The sequence below is a fragment of the Blastococcus sp. HT6-4 genome, assembly GCF_039679125.1.
Lineage (GTDB): Bacteria > Actinomycetota > Actinomycetes > Mycobacteriales > Geodermatophilaceae > Blastococcus > Blastococcus montanus.
Genome location: NZ_CP155551.1, coordinates 39,857 through 55,915, shown reverse-complemented (window position 1 = coordinate 55,915; position 16,059 = coordinate 39,857). Strand labels below are relative to the sequence as shown.

Sequence of the window (16,059 nt, the reverse complement as noted above, 5' to 3'; positions counted from 1 at the left end):
CGTGCCTGCCGACATCACATCAGGAAATCGGCCCCCGCAGAGGCCCGAGCCCGGCCCCGATCCCCGCCGGGTCGGGCGAGGGGGGCCGGGCTGCGACGGTCACCCGGTGGCGGCGCGCGGTCCGCCACCGCCACCGGGTGGTCCCGGTCGGACGACGGGGCCGTCAGGCGGCGCCGGCCTCGACGGCGGTCAGGGTGTTGTGGTTCCCGGAGTCGTCCACCAGGTCGTTGTCCTGGAAGGAGTCCTCGACCTCGACGTCGACGTCGGTCGACTTGTCCTGGAACGAGTCCTCGATCTCGACCTCGGTGGAGTTGTCCTGGAACGAGTCCTCGATGTCCACCTCGGTGGAGTTGTCCGAGTTGTCCTGGAACGAGTCCTCGATCTCGACCGAGTTGTCCTGGAACGAGTCCTCGATCTCGACCGAGTTGTCCTGGAACGAGTCCTCGATCTCGACGTCGGTGGAGTTGTCGGTCACCGAGTTGTCCGTGTGGTGGGTGGAGTTGTCGGTCACCGAGTTGTCCACCGACTTGTCCACGTCGACCTCGACGTCCTCGACGTGCACCGACTCGTCGGTGTTGAACGAGTCCTTCGTGACGATCGAGTCATCGATCCCGTCGTCGTCGGAGGCGTCGACCTTCGAGTGATCGGCGTCGATGCCGTCGTTGTCCTGCGAGTGGTCGTCGTACGAGTCGTTCACCGAGTGGTCCGAGTGGTCCGAGTGGTCGTTGTACGAGTCCTTCACCGAGTGGTCCGACTTGTCCGTGTTGAACGAGTCCTCGATGTGGGCGTCGACGTCCACGGAGTTGTCCTGGAACGAGTCGCGGATGTCGACCGAGTTGTCCGACTTGTCGGTGTAGGTGTTGCCGACGTTCGCGGAGTCCTCGATGACGGTCGTGCCGTCGCCGATGAACACGTCGTCGATCTCGAGCTTGTACTGCTGGCTGTTGTCGACGTAGGCGTGGTTGTTGCTGCCGCCCACGATGGTGCCGACGGTCGTGGAGCTGTCCGACTTGTCGTTGAAGGAGCCGTTGAGCGAGTCGGTGATGTCCACGTCGACGTCGACGTCGTGCTCGCTGTTGTCGACGCTGTTCGTGACGGTCGAGTCCTCGACGTCCCCACCGACCGCCACGCTGCCGTTCGTGGCCAGCACGACGTCCTCGCCGAAGACCTTGTACGAGTCGCCCCAGACGTTGTGCGAGGCGTCGATCTCGTAGTGCGTGTAGTGGTTGGAGATGTACTTGAGGTGCTCGATCGCGGCCGGCTCGTGGCCCCCGCCGTGCTCGGCCGGCTTCTCCTCGCCGCCGTGCGCGGGCTTCTCGTGCTTGTCGTCCCCGTCCTTGTCCTTGTCGTAGTCGTCCTTGTCGCAATGCACCGGCTTCTCGACCGGCTTCTCGTCGTCGTCGCGGTCGGGCTTCGCCGGGTGGTGGCCGCCGCCCCAGCCGCCACCGCCGCCGGCGCCCGCACCGACGGCCACGGGCGCGAAGTCGGCCACCATCGGCATGATCGCGTCCACGTCGGCGGCCGTCAGGTCCTCGAGGCCCGCGGCCTGGAGCTCACCGGCCGGGTCCTCCTCGAACCGCTCGGCCGCTTCCGGGTCGCGCAGCAGGTTGAGGATGAAGTCGAGGAGGGACGTGTAGAGGTCAGACATGGCTGCTTCTCCTGGAGGTCCGAGCCGTCCGCCGTGGCCGGCTGCCGGATGCAGTCAAGGGGCGGACGCGCCGACCCCTCATCGGGGAACGGCCCCCCCTCCGAGAACCCCCTGGGGGGCTCGGGCGCTGACACAGCGTTAGGGGCATCGGGGTGTCGCCGCTCACGTCGGCCCCGCGCACCCCAATGCACCTCAACCACCTCACAAGCGGGTCGCCCACAGTTACCTTCGCCCGGTGCATCGTGGCCAGCGGAGTCTCACGCGTGCGGCGGTCCCGGGGAGCGATCAGGCCCCAGAGGATCTCCCGCCCGGGCATGCGTACGGGGTCGGCATCGACATCGGTGACGAGACGATCGCCGCCGCCGTCTGCCGTCCGGGCCGCCCGGCGACCGTCCTCCCGCTCGGCGGTGCGTTCCTCGCCCCCGCCGCGGTGCGCGTGCTCCCTGACGGCGCGGTCGCCCTGGCCGACACCTCGCTCCCGGGACCGGGGGAGCCGGTCGCCCGGCACCTCATGTCCCGCGTGGGTGTCCCGGTCCCCCTCCTGGTGGCCGGCCGGCCGGTCCGGGCCGAGGACCTGGTGGCTGCGGTCGTGTCGGTCGTGCAGTCGCTGGCGCAGGAGCAGGAGGGGCGGCGGCCGTCCTGGACGGTCCTCACCGTTCCGCCGTCCTGGGGCGCGCACCGGCGTGCCGTCCTCGAGGAGGCGCTGGCCGCCGCGGCGGTCGGCCCCGTCGCCCTGGTCTCCGCCGCCGTCGCAGCGGTCCGTGGTCAGGCCGGTGCCGACGGCGGCACCTTCGCCGTCTGCGACCTCGGCGCGAGCACGCTGGACACGGCGGTGGTCCGGGTCGGGCCCGCGGGCGCGGAGCACGTCGCCCCTCCCCCCGCCCCGCTGCCGTGGGGCGGCCGCGACGTCGACGACGCCCTCCTCGGGCTCGTCCTGGCCGCCCTCGGCCCGGACTCCGCCGGGTCCACCGGGGGAGCCGGCGCGGCCGCGGCCCTGACCGGCCTCCGGGCGCGCTGCGTCGCGGCCAAGGAAGCCCTCTCCACCGACACCGACGTCCGCCTCGACCTCGACCTGCCCGCGGGGGCGGCGGTGCTCCGGATCGTCCGGGAGGACCTCGAGGAGCTCGTGGGCGACGCCGTGCAGCACGCGGTGGCCACCGTGGGTCACGCCGTCGAGGCCGCCGGGCTGCGGGGTGCGGACCTCGACGGGGTCGTGCTCGTGGGTGGGGCCGGGCGGATGCCCCTGGTCGCCGAGCTGCTCTCGGCCACCCTCGGCCGCCCCCTGCTGGTGCCCGGGGATCCGGCGCCGGCTGCCGCGCTCGGCGCGGCCCAGCTGGCCGGCGACCTCCTCGAAGGCACCCCCGTGGCCGGAGGGTCGGAGGGCACGGCCGACGGCGCGACCACGGTTCACGAGACCACGGCCGACGCCGAGGCCGCCGGCGACCCCGGGGCGACCACGGCCACCGCTGCCGGTCGCACCCGTGCGTCCGCGCGCCGGGCACCGGCGGCCCGGCCGCCGGCCACCCGGCGCTCCCCCACCGCGCCCGGCGGCCGGCAGAGCGGCGCCCGGGCCGCGGTGGTCGCGGCCGCACTGATCGCCCTGATGCTCGTACCGGCGGCGCTGGGCGCCCCGGAGGGCCAGGACGGGCCCGACCCCTCGGCGGCACCCGCCGCGGCCGGCTTCGGTGATCTCTCCGGGTGGGCGGGGTCGTGGATCGGCGCCTCGCGCGCGAGGGACACCGAGGCACCGGCCGACGACCCCGACCCGGCCACCGGCGCCGGCGGGAGCTCCGGGAGCGGGATGTCGCTCGTGGCGGCCGGCCGCGCTGCCGACGAGGTCCGCGACGACGAGCCGGACGGGGAACCGGTCGCGACGGCCACCGACGGACGCACCGGTGAGGCGTCCCCCAGCGCGGCCCCCCGCACCTCGGACGCCGCCGGCACCGGCACCAGCGCCCCGAGCGGCAGCGCCGGCACGCGGGGGACGCCGGCCCCGGGGTCCGCACCGACGGGGAGCACGCCCCCGCCGAGCACGCCGGCCCCCGTCGATCCGCCGTCCGCACCCCCGCCGTCCGCACCCCCGCCGTCCGCACCCCCGGCGTCCGCACCCCCTCCGTCCAGCAGCAGCGCGCCGCCGCCCAGTTCCCCGCCGCCACCGCCGCCGAGCTCGACGCCACCGCCGACCACCACGCCGACGACGGACGCTCCGAGCGCGACCCAGGACCCCCCGGTGACGGACGGCGGCGGTGCGCCGGATGCCGGTGCCGGGCAGGCGACGGAGCCGCCGACCGGAAGCGCCGGGGGCGACGCGACTGCGACGGAGGGCGCCGGAGGATGAGCGTCGACGTCCGCACCCCGTCCCGCACCCCGTCCCGCGTGCCGGAGGAGCGACCGTCGGGGTCCGGCGCGCTCCGCACCCTCGCCCGGCAGGTGGTCGGCGAGCAGGACGGCGGTGACGGAGCCACCCACGTCACCGTCCTGGGGGCTGGGGGAACGGGCAAGAGCGCCGCCCTCGCCGAGCTCGCCACGGCCTACCGGGCGGTGGGGGTCACCGTCGTCGACGCGCAGAACGCCCCGGGACCGGAGGCGGTGACCGCGCCGCTCGTGGTCCTGGCCGACGACGCGCACCGGCTGCCCGCCGGCTCGCTCGGCCGGCTGCGCGGGCTGCTGTCCCACCCGCTGGTGCGCGTGGTGGTGGCCTACCGCGCCTGGCCGCGACCGCCGGCGCTGCAGGAACTGGTCGAGGCGATGGCCGGTGACCGGCGGCTCGTGGTGCTCGGCCCGCTCCACCGCGACGCCGTCCGGGCCTGTGCCGAGCAGCACCTCGGGCCGGCGGTGCCCTCGGCCGTCGTCGACACCGTGCTGCGTCAGACCGGCGGCCTGCCCGCGCTGGTGGAACCGATGCTCCGGGGGCTCGCCGCGGGCGGAGGTGCGAGGCCCGACGCAGGCCAGCTCCGCCACGGCACGGGCACCGGCACCACCGGGACGCCCGGCCCGCTGGGCGAGCGGATCCTCGCCGACCTGGCCGACCTCGACGAGTGCACCCGGTCGGTGCTCCACGCGCTCGCGGCGGGGGCGCCGCTGGACGCCGACCTGCTGGCCGACCTGCTGGCCGTCCCCAGCGAGGGGGCGGACCTCGTCCAGCGCGCGCAGGCGACCGGGGCGCTGCTCCCCACCGGCGAGGTCGTGCCGGCCATCCGCGAGGCACTGCTGCGGAGCACGCCCAACGACGTCACCCGGGCCTTGCGCCGCCGGTTGTTCGTCCTCCTGCTCGAGCGCGGGGAGGAACCGGTCGAGCTCGCCCGCACGCTGGCGGCGGACCGCATCCGCGAGCCACGGGCCGCGCGGCTGCTCGTCGAGCACGCCGATGCCGCGCTCCGGGAGAGCCCCGTCCTGGCCGGCGCGCTGCTGTCCGACGCCGCCGACGTCGGCGCCCCCGCCGCGTCGCTGGCCGTGCGGCGCGCCCTCGCCGCCGCGCTGGTCGGTGACCTCGACGCCGCCCTGCAGTGGGCCGATCCCGCGTTGCGCGACGAATCGGCCCCCGACCACCGGCCGGCCGCCGGCGTGACCGCGGCCGTGCTGGCCCACCGGGGGCTGCTCGGCAGCACCGCCGACCTCTACCGCCTCGCCGGGCCGCACCGGGCCGGCTCCGCGGCCCTCGCGCTGCTGGCCACCGGCGCCCGCGACGAGGCCGAGGCCGAGCTCGCCGCGGCCCAGGGCGCCACCCGGGGCCGCGCCCCGAACATCGTCTCCGGCTGTGAATCCCTCATGGCCCGCGGCGTGCTGGAGTCGATCCGCCCGGGGCCCAGCACCGCCGAGGCGGCGACGACCGCGCTGTCCACGCTCACCCGCGCCGCCGCGCTGCTCGAACCGGTCGGCCGGACGGCGCTGCTGATGGACACCCCGGCCGCGCTCGCCGCGCTGGTGGCCCTGCACACCGGTGAGCTGGGGAGCGCCCAGTCGGTCCTCGAACGCGCGCTCGCCGCCGACGTCGGTGGCCCGCCGGCCCGGCCGCGCCACCTGCTGCTGCTGGCCTGGACGGCGATGCTGCGCGGGCGGATGGCCACCGCGGCCGGGCAGCTGGCCGAGGCGCAGGCGGGGCGCGGCCCGCTCGAGCCGCGCGACGAGCTGTTCCTGCGCGCCCTCGAGGTGGGGCTGGCCCGCCGGGCGAGCGATCTGCCCGCCCTGCTGCGCGCCTGGGGCCGGGCCCGCGAAGCGGTCGTCCGCCACCCCGTCGACCTGTTCGCGCTGCTCCCGCTGGGCGAGCTGGTCGTGGCCGCCGCGCGCCTGGGGGAGACCGCGCGGCTGGCCCCCCACCTGGCCGAGGCCGGGGCCCTGCTCGGCCGGCTGGGCGATCCACCGCTGTGGTCGACCTCGCTGCACTGGAGCGGCGCCCAGGCGGCGATCGTCATGGGTGACCCGGCCATGCTGCAGCCGCACGCCGCCGCGCTGGTCGGGGCGGCGCGCACGAGCTTCTACGCCGCGGTGCTCGCCGACGCCGGGCGCAGCTGGCTGCGGGTGCTCACGGGCGACGTCGACGCCTCGGCGGTGCTCTCCGCCGCCGAGCGGCTGGCGGGGATCGGGCTGACCTGGGACGGCTCTCGACTGGCCGGCCAGGCCGCCGCCCGCGCGGTGCGGTCCGCCGACCGGGCGTGCCTGCTCCAGTGCGCCCGGGCGCTGTCCGGGGAGGAGCCGGGGTCGCCGCCGTCGGGCCAGGCGGACGACGCCGGCCGGGCGCCGGCCGGACCGACCGGGGTGCTGAGCCCCCGCGAACGGGAGATCGCCGCCCGCGTCGTCGAGGGGCTGACCTACCGGGAGATCGGCGGCCGGCTGTACATCTCGGCGAAGACCGTCGAGCACCACGTCTCACGGATGCGGCAGCGGCTGGGGGCCAGCAACCGGTCCGATCTGCTGGCGCGCCTGCGGGCGGAGCTGGCCGAGGAGAGCTGAGGGCTCTCCCCGGCCGGACGAGTGCACCTGCCGCCGGGCGGGCGGGTCCGTCCCGACAGCAGGGCGTGCGAGGGTGGCCTCAGTGCGCCAGCGGGACGCAGGAGGGGCAGACGTCGGCGGCGGCGACCGGCCACTGCGCCTCGGGCACCACCCGGGCCAGCGTGCCGCAGACGGTGAGCTCGCAGGCGCCGTCCACCTCGGCCACGGGCCGGTGCAGCTCCACGGCGTGCCACAGGGCAGCGGTGGGGCCGTGGGCCCGGCTGCGGGCGGCGGCGAAGACGGTCGTCGCGAGCATCATGCGGAGGAGGTCGGCAACCGCACCGGCGGGGGTAACGGGCACGGTGGCTCGTCTCCCCCCGAAGGGTGAGGCGGATGACCGGAGGACCCGGCGCGCGGAACGGTCGCCGGGTGCAGGATGCGGTCATGGAGCTCACCAAGCACGGACACGCCTGCGTCGTCCTCTCCGACGGCGAGCGGCGGCTGGTCATCGACCCGGGTGCCTTCACCGATCCGGCGGCGCTGGACGGCGCCACGGCGGTCCTGGTCACGCACGAGCACGCCGACCACTTCGTCGCCGACCGGCTCCGGGCCGCGCTGGAGGCGTCCCCCGGCCTGGAGGTGTGGACCAACCGCGCGGTGGCGGCCCAGCTCGAGGGGGCCGGGAGCCGGGTGCACGTCGTCGGGCACGGCGACGTGGTGACCGCCGCCGGGTTCGAGGTCGCGGTGCACGGGGAACTGCACGCCGAGATCCACCCGGAGATCCCCCGGGTGGCCAACGTGGGGTTCCTGGTCGACGGCCGGGTCTTCCACCCGGGCGACGCCTTCACGGTGCCGGAGACGCCGGTGGCGACCCTGCTGCTCCCCCTCCAGGCGCCGTGGTCCCGGACGGCCGACGTCATCGACTACGTCCGGGCGGTCCACGCCGACCAGGCGTACGCCGTGCACGACGGCCTGCTCAACGACGCGGGGCTCGGCGTCGTCGGCGGGCTGCTGGGGGAGCGGGGCCCGGGGACCCCCACTCCCTGCAGCCGGCTGTCCCCCGGGGAGACGGTCGAGATCTGAGCCCGGCCGTCTCCCCGGGCGGGGCTCAGCGGACGGCGCGGTCGTTGCGGCCGGTGAGCGTGGAGGCCGCGACCACCAGCACCGCCGCCAGGATGATGGAGATGATCCACCGCAGCCAGTCGATGCCGGCGGTGTTCTCCACGCCCAGCAGGCCGCTCACCCAGTACCCGAGGAGCACACCGCCGATACCGCACAGCAGGGTGAGCCAGAGGGGCGTGTTGTCGCGCGTGCCGGGGGCGACGAACTTCCCCAGCAGGCCGATGATGATGCCGGCGATGATCAGACCGATGATTTCCACAGCGTTCTCCTTCGTTCTGCCGGCGCTGCGATACCGGCAGGAGGCCGGTCGCACCACGCCGGTGCACGACGAGAGCACGTACCCGTGATCGTTACGGTGATGCGCCATTCGCCCGATCGAGGTGGCGATCACGCCGATCAGGAGGTATTGGTGACGCGCGCCACATGGGCGGGCACCTTCTCCAGCTCGGCGTCGACGGTCCGCTGCACCAGCCGGTGCATGCCCCATCGCTGCAGCCGGCGGGCGACCCGGCTGCCGCCGACGGGCTCGTGGGTGAGGGTGATCGAGACGCGGGTCCCCCCGGACGGGGTGCCGGCGAGCTCGATCCGGGTCGTCCAGGTCTCCGGGGTCAGCTCCAGCCGGCTGACGACCAGCCGAGGCTCGTCCCAGGCGAGGATCTCCCCGCGCGGGGCACCGGACCCGGGGACCCGGCCGTCGAGCCGCCCGGAGGCGCAGACGAACGTCGTCCCCACGCCCGGACCGCCGGCTCCCGGCTGGATGACGTAGGAGACGTCGCAGACGGCGCAGTACGGCTCCAGGACCGCGAGCGCCCGCCACACGTCGGTGCGGGCCTGCGGCACCTCCCGCACACCGGTCGCGGTCGTCGTCTCAGCGCCCACCGACCGACACCTCGAACTCCACCTGGCTGACGTCCGGCCGCAACCGGGAGAAGCTGTGCACCAGCGGTCGCCCGTCGCTGTCGCGGACCGTGGTCCGCACGACCAGCAGCGGCGACCCGGCCACCACCCGGAGCAGGTCGGCCTCCTCGGGGGCGGCGGTACCGACGTCGACGACGATGCGGGCGTGGGCGAGATCGGCGCCGTAGTCACGGCGCAGGAACTCGTAGAGCGAGCCCTCACCGAAGTCCGCCTCCGCGACCCGGGGGTAGAGCACCGCGGGCAGGAAGCTGTGCGCCACGTGGTTGGGCGTCCCGTCGACGCTGCGCAGCCGGACCAGCTGCACCACGTCGGCGGCGCCGTCCAGCTTGAGCTCGACGGCGACCGACGCCGGTGCCGGGACGATCCGCTGGGTGAGGACCGTCGTGCCGACCTGGGCACCCTGCTCGGTCATCACCGAGTTGAAGCCGGCGATCCGGTGCACGAAGCTCTCGCGGTACTCGTGCCGGATGGCCGGCCGGGTCACGTACGTGCCCCGGCCCTGCTCGCGGACGAGGTGCCCGTCGGCCACCAGGCCGTCGACCGCGCGGCGCAGCGTGATCCGGCTGACGCCGTACTCGGCGCAGAGCATCGGCTCCGGCGGGAGGAGGGTGTGCTCGGGCAACGACGCCACGCGGCGGCGCAGGTGCTCCCGGACCGACAGGTACTTCGGTCCGGCAACAGGGCTGGTCACCCCACGAAGGTACTGCCAGAGCAGACGTCTGGTCGTCATGTCGTATGGGACGTCACATCCGAAGGGGTGGGCCGGGGGGTCGCCGCACCTCCCGAACGCGGCTTTTCGGAGCGGCGGCTGGCCCGGTCGGCTCCGGGGACAGAGGATCGACCCGTGACCGACGCGCCGGACTGGCGAACGCGCAGGTGGGAGGCCACCCATCGGCGGATCCTGGAGGCCGCGCTCGAGCTGTTCCAGCAGCACGGGTACGAACGGGTGAGCGTCGCACAGGTCGCCCAGGCCGCCGGAGTCTCGGTGCCGACCTTCTACGCGCACTACCCGAGCAAGGAGCACGTCCTCATGCGGCTCCCGGACGCGGAGGCGACCGCCGCACTGCTCTCCGGGCAGCCCGACGACCTGCCGCTGGGACAGCGGATCCGGCGAGCGATCCTCGGCGCGCTCACCGGCACGGGCGCCGAGGACCGGTCGGAGATGTACGCCCGCTGGCGGATCATCGCCACCACGCCCACCCTCCGCCACCGTCCCGCCGAGTTCGAGCGCACGGCCGCGGCGATGGTGCTGGAGGCCCTGGCCGGGCCGGGGCGGCCGGTGCGGCCGGCCGACACGGTGGTCGCCGGCGCCTACCTCTCCGCGCTCACCACCGGCATGCTGACCTGGGCCGACGGCGAGGGCAGGCGCCCGCCCGAGGAGTGCGTCCAGGAGGCCTTCGACGCCCTGCACCACACGTGAGCCGGGCGGTCAGCCGGTCGGCGCGCGCAGTTCGACGACGGTGACCTCGGGCCGCGCCCCTATCCGCATCGGCGGGCCCCAGTAGCCCGCACCGGTGGTCACGTACAGCTGGGTGTCCCCGTACCGCGCGAAGCCCTCGACCACCGGCTGGTCCAGCGCCACCATGTGGTCGAAGGGCCACAGCTGACCGCCGTGGGTGTGGCCGGACAGCTGCAGGTCCACCCCCGCGGCGGCGGCCTGCTCGACCATCACCGGCTGGTGGGCGAGCAGGACGACCGGCGTCCCGTCGTCCCGGCCGTCCAGGGCGGCGTCGAGGTCCGCGCCGTGCCCGGGCACCCCGGAGGCCGCGGCGATCCGGTCGTCGATGCCCGCGAGATCGAACGACGCTCCCCCACGGCGGATGGCCACCCGCTCGTTGCGCAGCACGTCCACGCCCAGGGTCGGCAGGTGCCGCATCCAGGCGCCGGTGTCGACGAAGTACTCGTGGTTGCCGGTGACGAAGTAGACGCCCTGCTCGCTGACCAGGTCGGCCAGCGGGGCGACGTCCTCGCGCAGCTCCGCGACGCTGCCGTCGACCAGGTCACCGACGATGGCCACCACGTCGGGCCGCTGCTCGTTGACGATCTCGACCAGCCGTTCGAACCGCCGCCCCCCGTAGGTGGCGGAGAGGTGGCCGTCGGAGAAGGTGACGATGCGCAGGCCCTCCAGCGCCGGGTCCAGGCCGCGGAGCGTCACCGGGACCCGCCGGACGACCGGCGCCGCGTTCGCGAAGTACGCCCCGGTGCCCGCGGTGCCCAGTGCGACCGCCCCCGCGGTGACCGCCAGCCCGCGGGCGAGGAACCGCCGCCGGGCCATGACGTCGCCGTCCTGCCGGACGGCACCGGGGCCAGGTGCCGTCCCCCCGTCGCCGGGAGCCGGTTCGCCCTGCGCACCCCCGTCCTCCCGGACGGCACCGCGACCGGCCGCGGCCCCCACCTCGAGCAGAGCCGGATCGTCGCCGTGCACATCGCCGTCCTCCCGGCCCTGCCTCGTGATCCACCGGTTGCCGACCCAGCGGACCGGCTCGAGGGCGAGCAGGGCGAGGACGGCGTACAGCGCGACGCCGAGCCAGACGAAGCCGATCCAGCTCAGCGGCGTGAGGGCGCCGGAGGGGAGCACCCCGCGCAGCAGAACGGCCAGCACCGGCAGCAGCGCCAGTACCACGGTGAGCACCGTCAGCCGGTGCCGCAGCAGGCCGGCCGTGGTGGTGCCCCGCACCAGGCGGAACCAGAGGTACCCGTGCAGCAGCCCCACGGCCAGCAGGACGACGGTGCCGAAGCCCAGCACACCGATGAGCGACAGGGCGGGCCTCCGGAGGCGTCGAGGGGCGAGCGCGGACCATGGTGCCCGCCGTCGCCACCGGGTCCGACGACGGGTCGCGCCCGCGGGGTCCCGCGGCGGTCAGCCCGGGGTGCCGCCGCCCAGCCGGGACGAGAGGGCGGAGGCCAGCTTGGACGCCCGGGGCGAGGGGCGGGCACCCGCGGCCACCAGCGCCTCGCCCACCGCCGTCAGCAGCGGCTCGCCGCCGCCGACCAGCTCGATCTCGACCTCCCGCCAGCGGCGGACCTCCGGACGCACGCCCGGCGCGCCGGCCGGCACCGTCGCCGTCACCGCGTCGTCGGCCAGCTCGGCGAGCACCCGGCCCGCCGCGTCGCGCAGCTCGGTGACCACCCGCCGGGTCCGCATCGTCACCACCGGACCGGTGGCCGCGCCGCCCAGGAGCCCGGTGACCACGTCCAGCAGCTCGGCGGGAGCCGCGTCGGTGCCCCGGTCCAGCGGCAGGTGCAGCTCACGGCGCGCCGCACCCGCCGGCAGCTTCAGGTGCCAGCCCTCGTCGGGCCCACCGGTGCGCCGGCGCAACGTCACCCGGCCGCGGACCAGCCGCAGGTCGGCGGTGTCGTGGTAGACCGCCTCGAGGTGGTGCGTCACCGGAGGGTCGACGGCGGCCACGCCGGGGACGCCGGCGAGGCCGGGCAGGACGAAGCCCTCGTCGACGTCGAACTTCCGCTCGACCTCGAGCTGCTCGGTGACCACGACCCGACCGTAGGGCAGCGGTCGGTCCGTGCGCTGACTACCGTGGACCGCCATGCCTCCTCAGCGCCCCGATCCCCGCCGGTGGGCCGCGGCGGCCGCCCTGCCGTGGGCGGCGTGGGCGCTGCTGCGCGGCACCGGCGCCGAGCGCGGCTTCCCGCTGGTGCCGGCGCTGTCGTTCACCCCGTACGCCGCCGCCACCGCCGTCCTCCCCCTGGCCGCCGCCCTGCGGACCCGGTCCCGCAGCGGTGCCCTGCTCGCCGCCGCCGCGGGTACCTCGCTCGGCGCCGCGGTCACCGCCCGGCGGCACCGCCCCGCCGGCCCGGTCCCCCCGGGCGGCACCCACCTCCGGATCGCCAGCGTCAGCCTGCGGCTGGGCCTGGTCCCGGCCGAGCCGGTCGTCGAGCTCGTGCGGTCGCACGACGTCGACGTCCTGGCGGTGCAGGAGCTGACCCCGGACGCCGAGCGGCACCTGCAGGAGGCGGGGCTGCTCCGGCTGCTGCCGCACGCCCACGTCGTCCCCGCCCGGCCGGGCAGCGTGGTGTCCGGCTCCGGAGCCGTGTGGAGCCGCACGCCCGTCACCGGCCGCGGCGCGGTGCCCGGGTGCTTCGAGCAGCCGACGGTGCGCCTGCGGGTCGACGGCGGCGCCGACGTCGAGGTCACCGCGGTGCACACCACCCCGCCGGCCACGTCGCCGGCCTCGGTGCGGAACTGGACGGCCGACCTCGCGGCGCTGCCCGGTCCCGCCCCGGACGTCCTCCGGGTGCTGGCCGGTGACTTCAACGCCACGTACGACCACGCCGCCCTCCGCGCGGTGCTGCGCCGCGGGTACGTCGACGCCGCGCAGGCCACCGGCCGGGGCCTGACCTGGACCTGGCGCCCGCTGCGGCTGCGCTTCCCCCGGCTGGTCCTCGACCACGTGCTGGTGGACCCCCGGCTGGGCGTCCGCGACTGCGCCTTCCTGCCGGTGCGGGGCAGCGACCACCGCGCCCTCGTCGTCGATCTGGCGGTTCCGGCGCGCTGACCGCGACACCCATGTTCACCAGCGGCGCCGGGTGGGAAGGCTCCTGGGGCGGCACGCACCTGAGCGCGCCGCACGGAGGGGAGCCGACCATGTTGAGCGAGCGCGAGGTGTCCGACGCGATCGGCGCCACCGCCTACGGTGCCGACGGCGACAAGCTGGGCACCGTCGACCACTTCTTCGTCGACGACCGGACCGGTGAGCCCACGTGGGTCGCCGTGACGACCGGCCTGTTCGGCACCCGGCACTCGGTGGCGCCGGCGCGGGAGGCGACCTGGGCCGACGGGACGCTGCGCCTGCCGGTCAGCATCGACGCGGTCAAGACCGCACCGCCCATGGACGGCAACCACCTGGATCCCGGCGAGGAGGCGGAGCTCCGCCGGCACTACGGCCTGGAGTCCACGGACACCGCGAGGACCGGCGCGGCCGACACGGCCCCGCCGACGGCGGCCGACGCCGGCACCGACGGGACGATGATCCGCAGCGAGGAGCGGCTGCGGATCAGCACGGAGCAGGTGGCCGCCCGGCGGGTACGGCTGGTCAAGTACGTGGTCACCGAGGAGGTGACGATGACCGTGCCGATCCGGCGGGAGGAGATCCGCCTGGAGGAGGTGCCGATGGACGACGCCGACGAGGGCACCGGCTCGGTCACCGGCGAGTCGCTGGTCACCGGGGACACCGCGCCCTCCGCTGCGGCAGGCATGCCGGACGAGATCATCCTGCACACCGAGCGCCCCGTCGTCAGCGTCGAGGTCGTGCCCGTCGAGCGGGTCCGGCTGCGCAGCGAGTTCGTGCAGGGGCAGGAGACGGTCACCGAGCAGGTGCAGCGCGAGCAGATCGTCGTGGACGAGGACGGCGCGGCGCGCGACTGATTGCCCGACCCGGTCGCGGCGGGCCCGGCCGCGGCGGGCCGGTCGCGCCGGGCCGGTCGGCCGGGTCAGCCGCGGCGGTCGGCGAGGAAGCGCAGCCGGTCGCGGGTGGCCGCGACCTCCGCCGCGTCGACGTCGGCCAGCACGAGGGTCTCGGCGCCCGCGGCCGTGGCCAGCAGCTCCCCCATCGGGCTGACGATCCGGCTGTCGCCGGCGTGCTCGGTGCCGTCGCCGGCGGTCCCGACCCGGTTGACCCCGACGACGTACGCCTGGTTCTCGATGGCGCGGGCCTGCAGCAGGGTCTGCCAGTGGTGCCGCCGGGCGGCGGGCCAGTTCGCCACGACCACGTACACGTCGGTGGTGGGGGCGGCGTGCCAGAACACGTCGGCGAAGCGCAGGTCGTAGCAGATGAACGGCGTGATCCGGAGGCCGCCGATCGCCACGGTGACCGGTCCGTCGCCCGCCCGGAAGCGCTCGTGCTCGCCGCCGTGGGTGAACGGGTGCAGCTTGCGGTAGCGGTGCGTCGTCCCGTCGGGCCCGGCGAGGACGAACGAGTTGTACGGCAGCGCTGCCTCTCCCGCTCCCGCCCCGCCGGCGTCATCGGCGATCTCGGGGCAGCTGCCCCCGACCCACACGCCGTGCTCGGCCGCCTGGGCGGCGAGGAACCGCGCCGACGGGCCGCCCTCGGCCTCGCCGATGCCCGGCGTCATCGAGAAGCCGGTGGAGAAGGTCTCGGTGAGCAGCACCAGCTCCGCGCCGGCCGCCGCGGCCCGGCCCACCTGCCGGGCGAGCCGGGCGAAGTTGGCCTCCCGGTCCTCCCAGACGATGTCGTGCTGCACCGCCGCGATCCTCATGCCAGCCTCCCCAGCCGCTCGACCGCCTCGGCGAGCAGCGCATCACTCTTGCAGAACGCGAACCGCACCAGGTGCCGCCCCAGGGAGGCGTGCGCAGGGGTGTAGAAGACCACGGTCGGGACGGCCACGACACCCACGCGCGCCGGCAGCTCCCGGCAGAAGGCCAGCCCGTCCCCGTCCGGGCGCACCCCGCGGACGTCGACGGTGGCGAAGTAGGTGGCCCGCGGGCTGATCACCGGCAGGCCGGCCGCCCGCAGCGCGTCCACCAGCAGGTCGCGCCGGTACTCGAGGTCCCGGGCGACCCCGTCGAAGTAGGCGTCGGGCAGGCGCAGCCCGGCGGCGACGGCCGGCTGGAACGGGCCGGCGTTGACGTAGGTGAGGAACTGCTTCGCGGTGCGGACGGCGGCGACCAGTGCCGCCGGACCGCAGACCCAGCCGACCTTCCACCCGGTGACGTTGAAGGTCTTGCCCGCGCTCGAGACGACGAGGGTGCGGTCGCGCATGCCCGGCAGCGTGGCGAGGGAGACGTGCCGGGCCCCGGCGAACACCAGGTGCTCGTACACCTCGTCGGTGACGACCACGAGGTCGTGGCCGGTCGCCAGCTCGGCCAGGACGCCGAGCTCGGCGTCGGTGAGGACCGTGCCGGTCGGGTTGTGCGGCGAGTTGACCAGCAGCAGCCGGGTGCGCGGGGTGACCGCGGCCCGCAGCTCCGCCTCGTCGAAGGTCCACGCGCCCTGGCCGTCCGCGGGCGGGTGCAGCGGAACGGGGCGGACCACGCCGCCGGCCATGGCGACCGACGCGCTGTAGCTGTCGTAGACCGGCTCGAAGAGCACCACCTCGTCGCCCGGCTCGAGCAGCCCGAGCATGGTGGCGGCCAGGGCCTCCGTGGCGCCGGCAGTGACCAGCACCTCGGTGTCCGGGTCGTAGGCCAGGCCCCGGAACCGCTGCTGGTGCTCGGCGACGGCGGCGCGCAGCTCCGGGATGCCGGGCCCGGGCGGGTACTGGTCGGCGTCGGTGCCGATCGCCGCCCGGGCGACGTCGAGCACCTCGGGCGGGCCGGGGTAGTCGGGGAACCCCTGACCGAGGTTGATCGAGCCGGTCGCGACCGCGAGCGCGCTCATCTCCGCGAAGATCGTCGTCCCGAATCCGTGCAGGCGGGACGCGACTGGCGTGGTCATGCGGTTCCTTCCCGCCGGCGGGTTCCACGT

Annotated in this window: 15 protein-coding genes; 6 read left to right on the top strand and 9 right to left on the bottom strand. The window is 75.6% G+C overall.

The window, feature by feature from the left end:
* Positions 1-163 precede the first annotated feature (163 nt).
* Complete coding sequence (locus ABDB74_RS00265; RefSeq protein WP_346620883.1) at positions 164-1,648, bottom strand: IniB N-terminal domain-containing protein; 1,485 nt, start codon at positions 1,646-1,648, stop codon at positions 164-166.
* A 235-nt stretch (positions 1,649-1,883) separates the two neighbouring features.
* Between ABDB74_RS00265 and ABDB74_RS00260 the strand changes: the two genes are divergently transcribed.
* The gene (locus ABDB74_RS00260; RefSeq protein ID WP_346620881.1) at positions 1,884-3,986 is read left to right on the top strand and encodes an Hsp70 family protein; all 2,103 of its coding nucleotides are present in this window, start codon (positions 1,884-1,886) and stop codon (positions 3,984-3,986) included.
* Positions 3,983-6,598 (top strand): LuxR C-terminal-related transcriptional regulator, encoded by a 2,616-nt coding sequence (locus tag ABDB74_RS00255; RefSeq protein WP_346620880.1) that lies wholly within the window; start codon positions 3,983-3,985, stop codon positions 6,596-6,598. The genes ABDB74_RS00260 and ABDB74_RS00255 overlap by 4 nt, the downstream gene beginning before the upstream one ends.
* Positions 6,599-6,677: 79 nt before the next feature.
* Here ABDB74_RS00255 and ABDB74_RS00250 read toward each other — a convergent pair whose 3' ends face one another.
* Positions 6,678-6,938, bottom strand: coding sequence for a hypothetical protein (locus ABDB74_RS00250; protein WP_346620879.1), 261 nt, complete (start codon positions 6,936-6,938; stop codon positions 6,678-6,680).
* 32 nt (positions 6,939-6,970) lie between these two features.
* On the opposite strand from ABDB74_RS00250, the gene ABDB74_RS00245 reads away from it, so the two are divergent.
* Positions 6,971-7,660: an MBL fold metallo-hydrolase gene (locus ABDB74_RS00245; RefSeq protein WP_346620878.1), complete on the top strand. Its 690-nt coding sequence runs from the start codon at positions 6,971-6,973 to the stop codon at positions 7,658-7,660.
* Positions 7,661-7,685: 25 nt separating this feature from the next.
* Here ABDB74_RS00245 and ABDB74_RS00240 read toward each other — a convergent pair whose 3' ends face one another.
* The 3 genes from ABDB74_RS00240 to ABDB74_RS00230 all read right to left on the bottom strand — a co-directional run bounded on the left by ABDB74_RS00240 (position 7,686) and on the right by ABDB74_RS00230 (position 9,308).
* Positions 7,686-7,958, bottom strand: a complete 273-nt coding sequence (locus tag ABDB74_RS00240; RefSeq protein WP_346620876.1) for a GlsB/YeaQ/YmgE family stress response membrane protein — start codon at positions 7,956-7,958, stop codon at positions 7,686-7,688.
* Positions 7,959-8,095: 137 nt separating this feature from the next.
* A complete protein-coding gene (locus ABDB74_RS00235) occupies positions 8,096-8,578 on the bottom strand; it encodes an SRPBCC family protein (protein ID WP_346620874.1) in 483 nt (160 codons plus the stop codon).
* Positions 8,568-9,308: a GntR family transcriptional regulator gene (locus tag ABDB74_RS00230; protein WP_346620873.1), complete on the bottom strand. Its 741-nt coding sequence runs from the start codon at positions 9,306-9,308 to the stop codon at positions 8,568-8,570. Before ABDB74_RS00230 ends, ABDB74_RS00235 begins: the two co-directional genes overlap by 11 nt.
* Positions 9,309-9,461: 153 nt before the next feature.
* Here ABDB74_RS00230 and ABDB74_RS00225 point away from each other — a divergent pair, with 153 nt between their 5' ends.
* Complete coding sequence (locus ABDB74_RS00225) at positions 9,462-10,037, top strand: helix-turn-helix domain-containing protein (protein ID WP_346620871.1); 576 nt, start codon at positions 9,462-9,464, stop codon at positions 10,035-10,037.
* 9 nt (positions 10,038-10,046) lie between these two features.
* Here the strand turns inward: ABDB74_RS00225 and ABDB74_RS00220 are convergent, their stop codons facing one another.
* Both ABDB74_RS00220 and ABDB74_RS00215 read right to left on the bottom strand, forming a co-directional pair.
* The gene (locus ABDB74_RS00220) at positions 10,047-11,363 is read right to left on the bottom strand and encodes a metallophosphoesterase (RefSeq protein ID WP_346620870.1); all 1,317 of its coding nucleotides are present in this window, start codon (positions 11,361-11,363) and stop codon (positions 10,047-10,049) included.
* Positions 11,364-11,477: 114 nt separating this feature from the next.
* On the bottom strand, positions 11,478-12,110 hold the full coding sequence (locus tag ABDB74_RS00215) for a CYTH domain-containing protein (RefSeq protein WP_346620868.1): 633 nt from the start codon (positions 12,108-12,110) through the stop codon (positions 11,478-11,480).
* 52 nt (positions 12,111-12,162) lie between these two features.
* Here ABDB74_RS00215 and ABDB74_RS00210 point away from each other — a divergent pair, with 52 nt between their 5' ends.
* Together ABDB74_RS00210 and ABDB74_RS00205 are read left to right on the top strand one after the other, a co-directional pair.
* A complete protein-coding gene (locus tag ABDB74_RS00210; protein ID WP_346620866.1) occupies positions 12,163-13,131 on the top strand; it encodes an endonuclease/exonuclease/phosphatase family protein in 969 nt (322 codons plus the stop codon).
* 89 nt (positions 13,132-13,220) lie between these two features.
* Entirely contained in the window at positions 13,221-14,000 is a 780-nt protein-coding gene (locus ABDB74_RS00205) for a PRC and DUF2382 domain-containing protein (RefSeq protein ID WP_346620864.1), read from the top strand.
* A gap of 65 nt (positions 14,001-14,065) precedes the next feature.
* On the opposite strand, the gene ABDB74_RS00200 is transcribed toward ABDB74_RS00205, so the two are convergent.
* Both ABDB74_RS00200 and ABDB74_RS00195 read right to left on the bottom strand, forming a co-directional pair.
* Entirely contained in the window at positions 14,066-14,851 is a 786-nt protein-coding gene (locus ABDB74_RS00200; protein ID WP_346620863.1) for a nitrilase-related carbon-nitrogen hydrolase, read from the bottom strand.
* Positions 14,848-16,029, bottom strand: coding sequence for a pyridoxal phosphate-dependent aminotransferase (locus ABDB74_RS00195; RefSeq protein ID WP_346620862.1), 1,182 nt, complete (start codon positions 16,027-16,029; stop codon positions 14,848-14,850). Before ABDB74_RS00195 ends, ABDB74_RS00200 begins: the two co-directional genes overlap by 4 nt.
* Between the last annotated feature and the right edge of the window lie 30 nt (positions 16,030-16,059).

What these genes read in the sequence shown, in the direction of transcription:
- ABDB74_RS00245 (WP_346620878.1), top strand. Translation starts at nt 6,971, where the DNA reads ATGACCGGAGGACCCGGCGCGCGGAACGGTCGCCGGGTGCAGGATGCG.
- ABDB74_RS00265 (WP_346620883.1), bottom strand. Translation starts at nt 1,648, where the DNA reads ATGTCTGACCTCTACACGTCCCTCCTCGACTTCATCCTCAACCTGCTG.
- ABDB74_RS00205 (WP_346620864.1), top strand. Translation starts at nt 13,221, where the DNA reads ATGTTGAGCGAGCGCGAGGTGTCCGACGCGATCGGCGCCACCGCCTAC.
- ABDB74_RS00195 (WP_346620862.1), bottom strand. Translation starts at nt 16,029, where the DNA reads ATGACCACGCCAGTCGCGTCCCGCCTGCACGGATTCGGGACGACGATC.
- ABDB74_RS00255 (WP_346620880.1), top strand. Translation starts at nt 3,983, where the DNA reads ATGAGCGTCGACGTCCGCACCCCGTCCCGCACCCCGTCCCGCGTGCCG.
- ABDB74_RS00200 (WP_346620863.1), bottom strand. Translation starts at nt 14,851, where the DNA reads ATGAGGATCGCGGCGGTGCAGCACGACATCGTCTGGGAGGACCGGGAG.
- ABDB74_RS00210 (WP_346620866.1), top strand. Translation starts at nt 12,163, where the DNA reads ATGCCTCCTCAGCGCCCCGATCCCCGCCGGTGGGCCGCGGCGGCCGCC.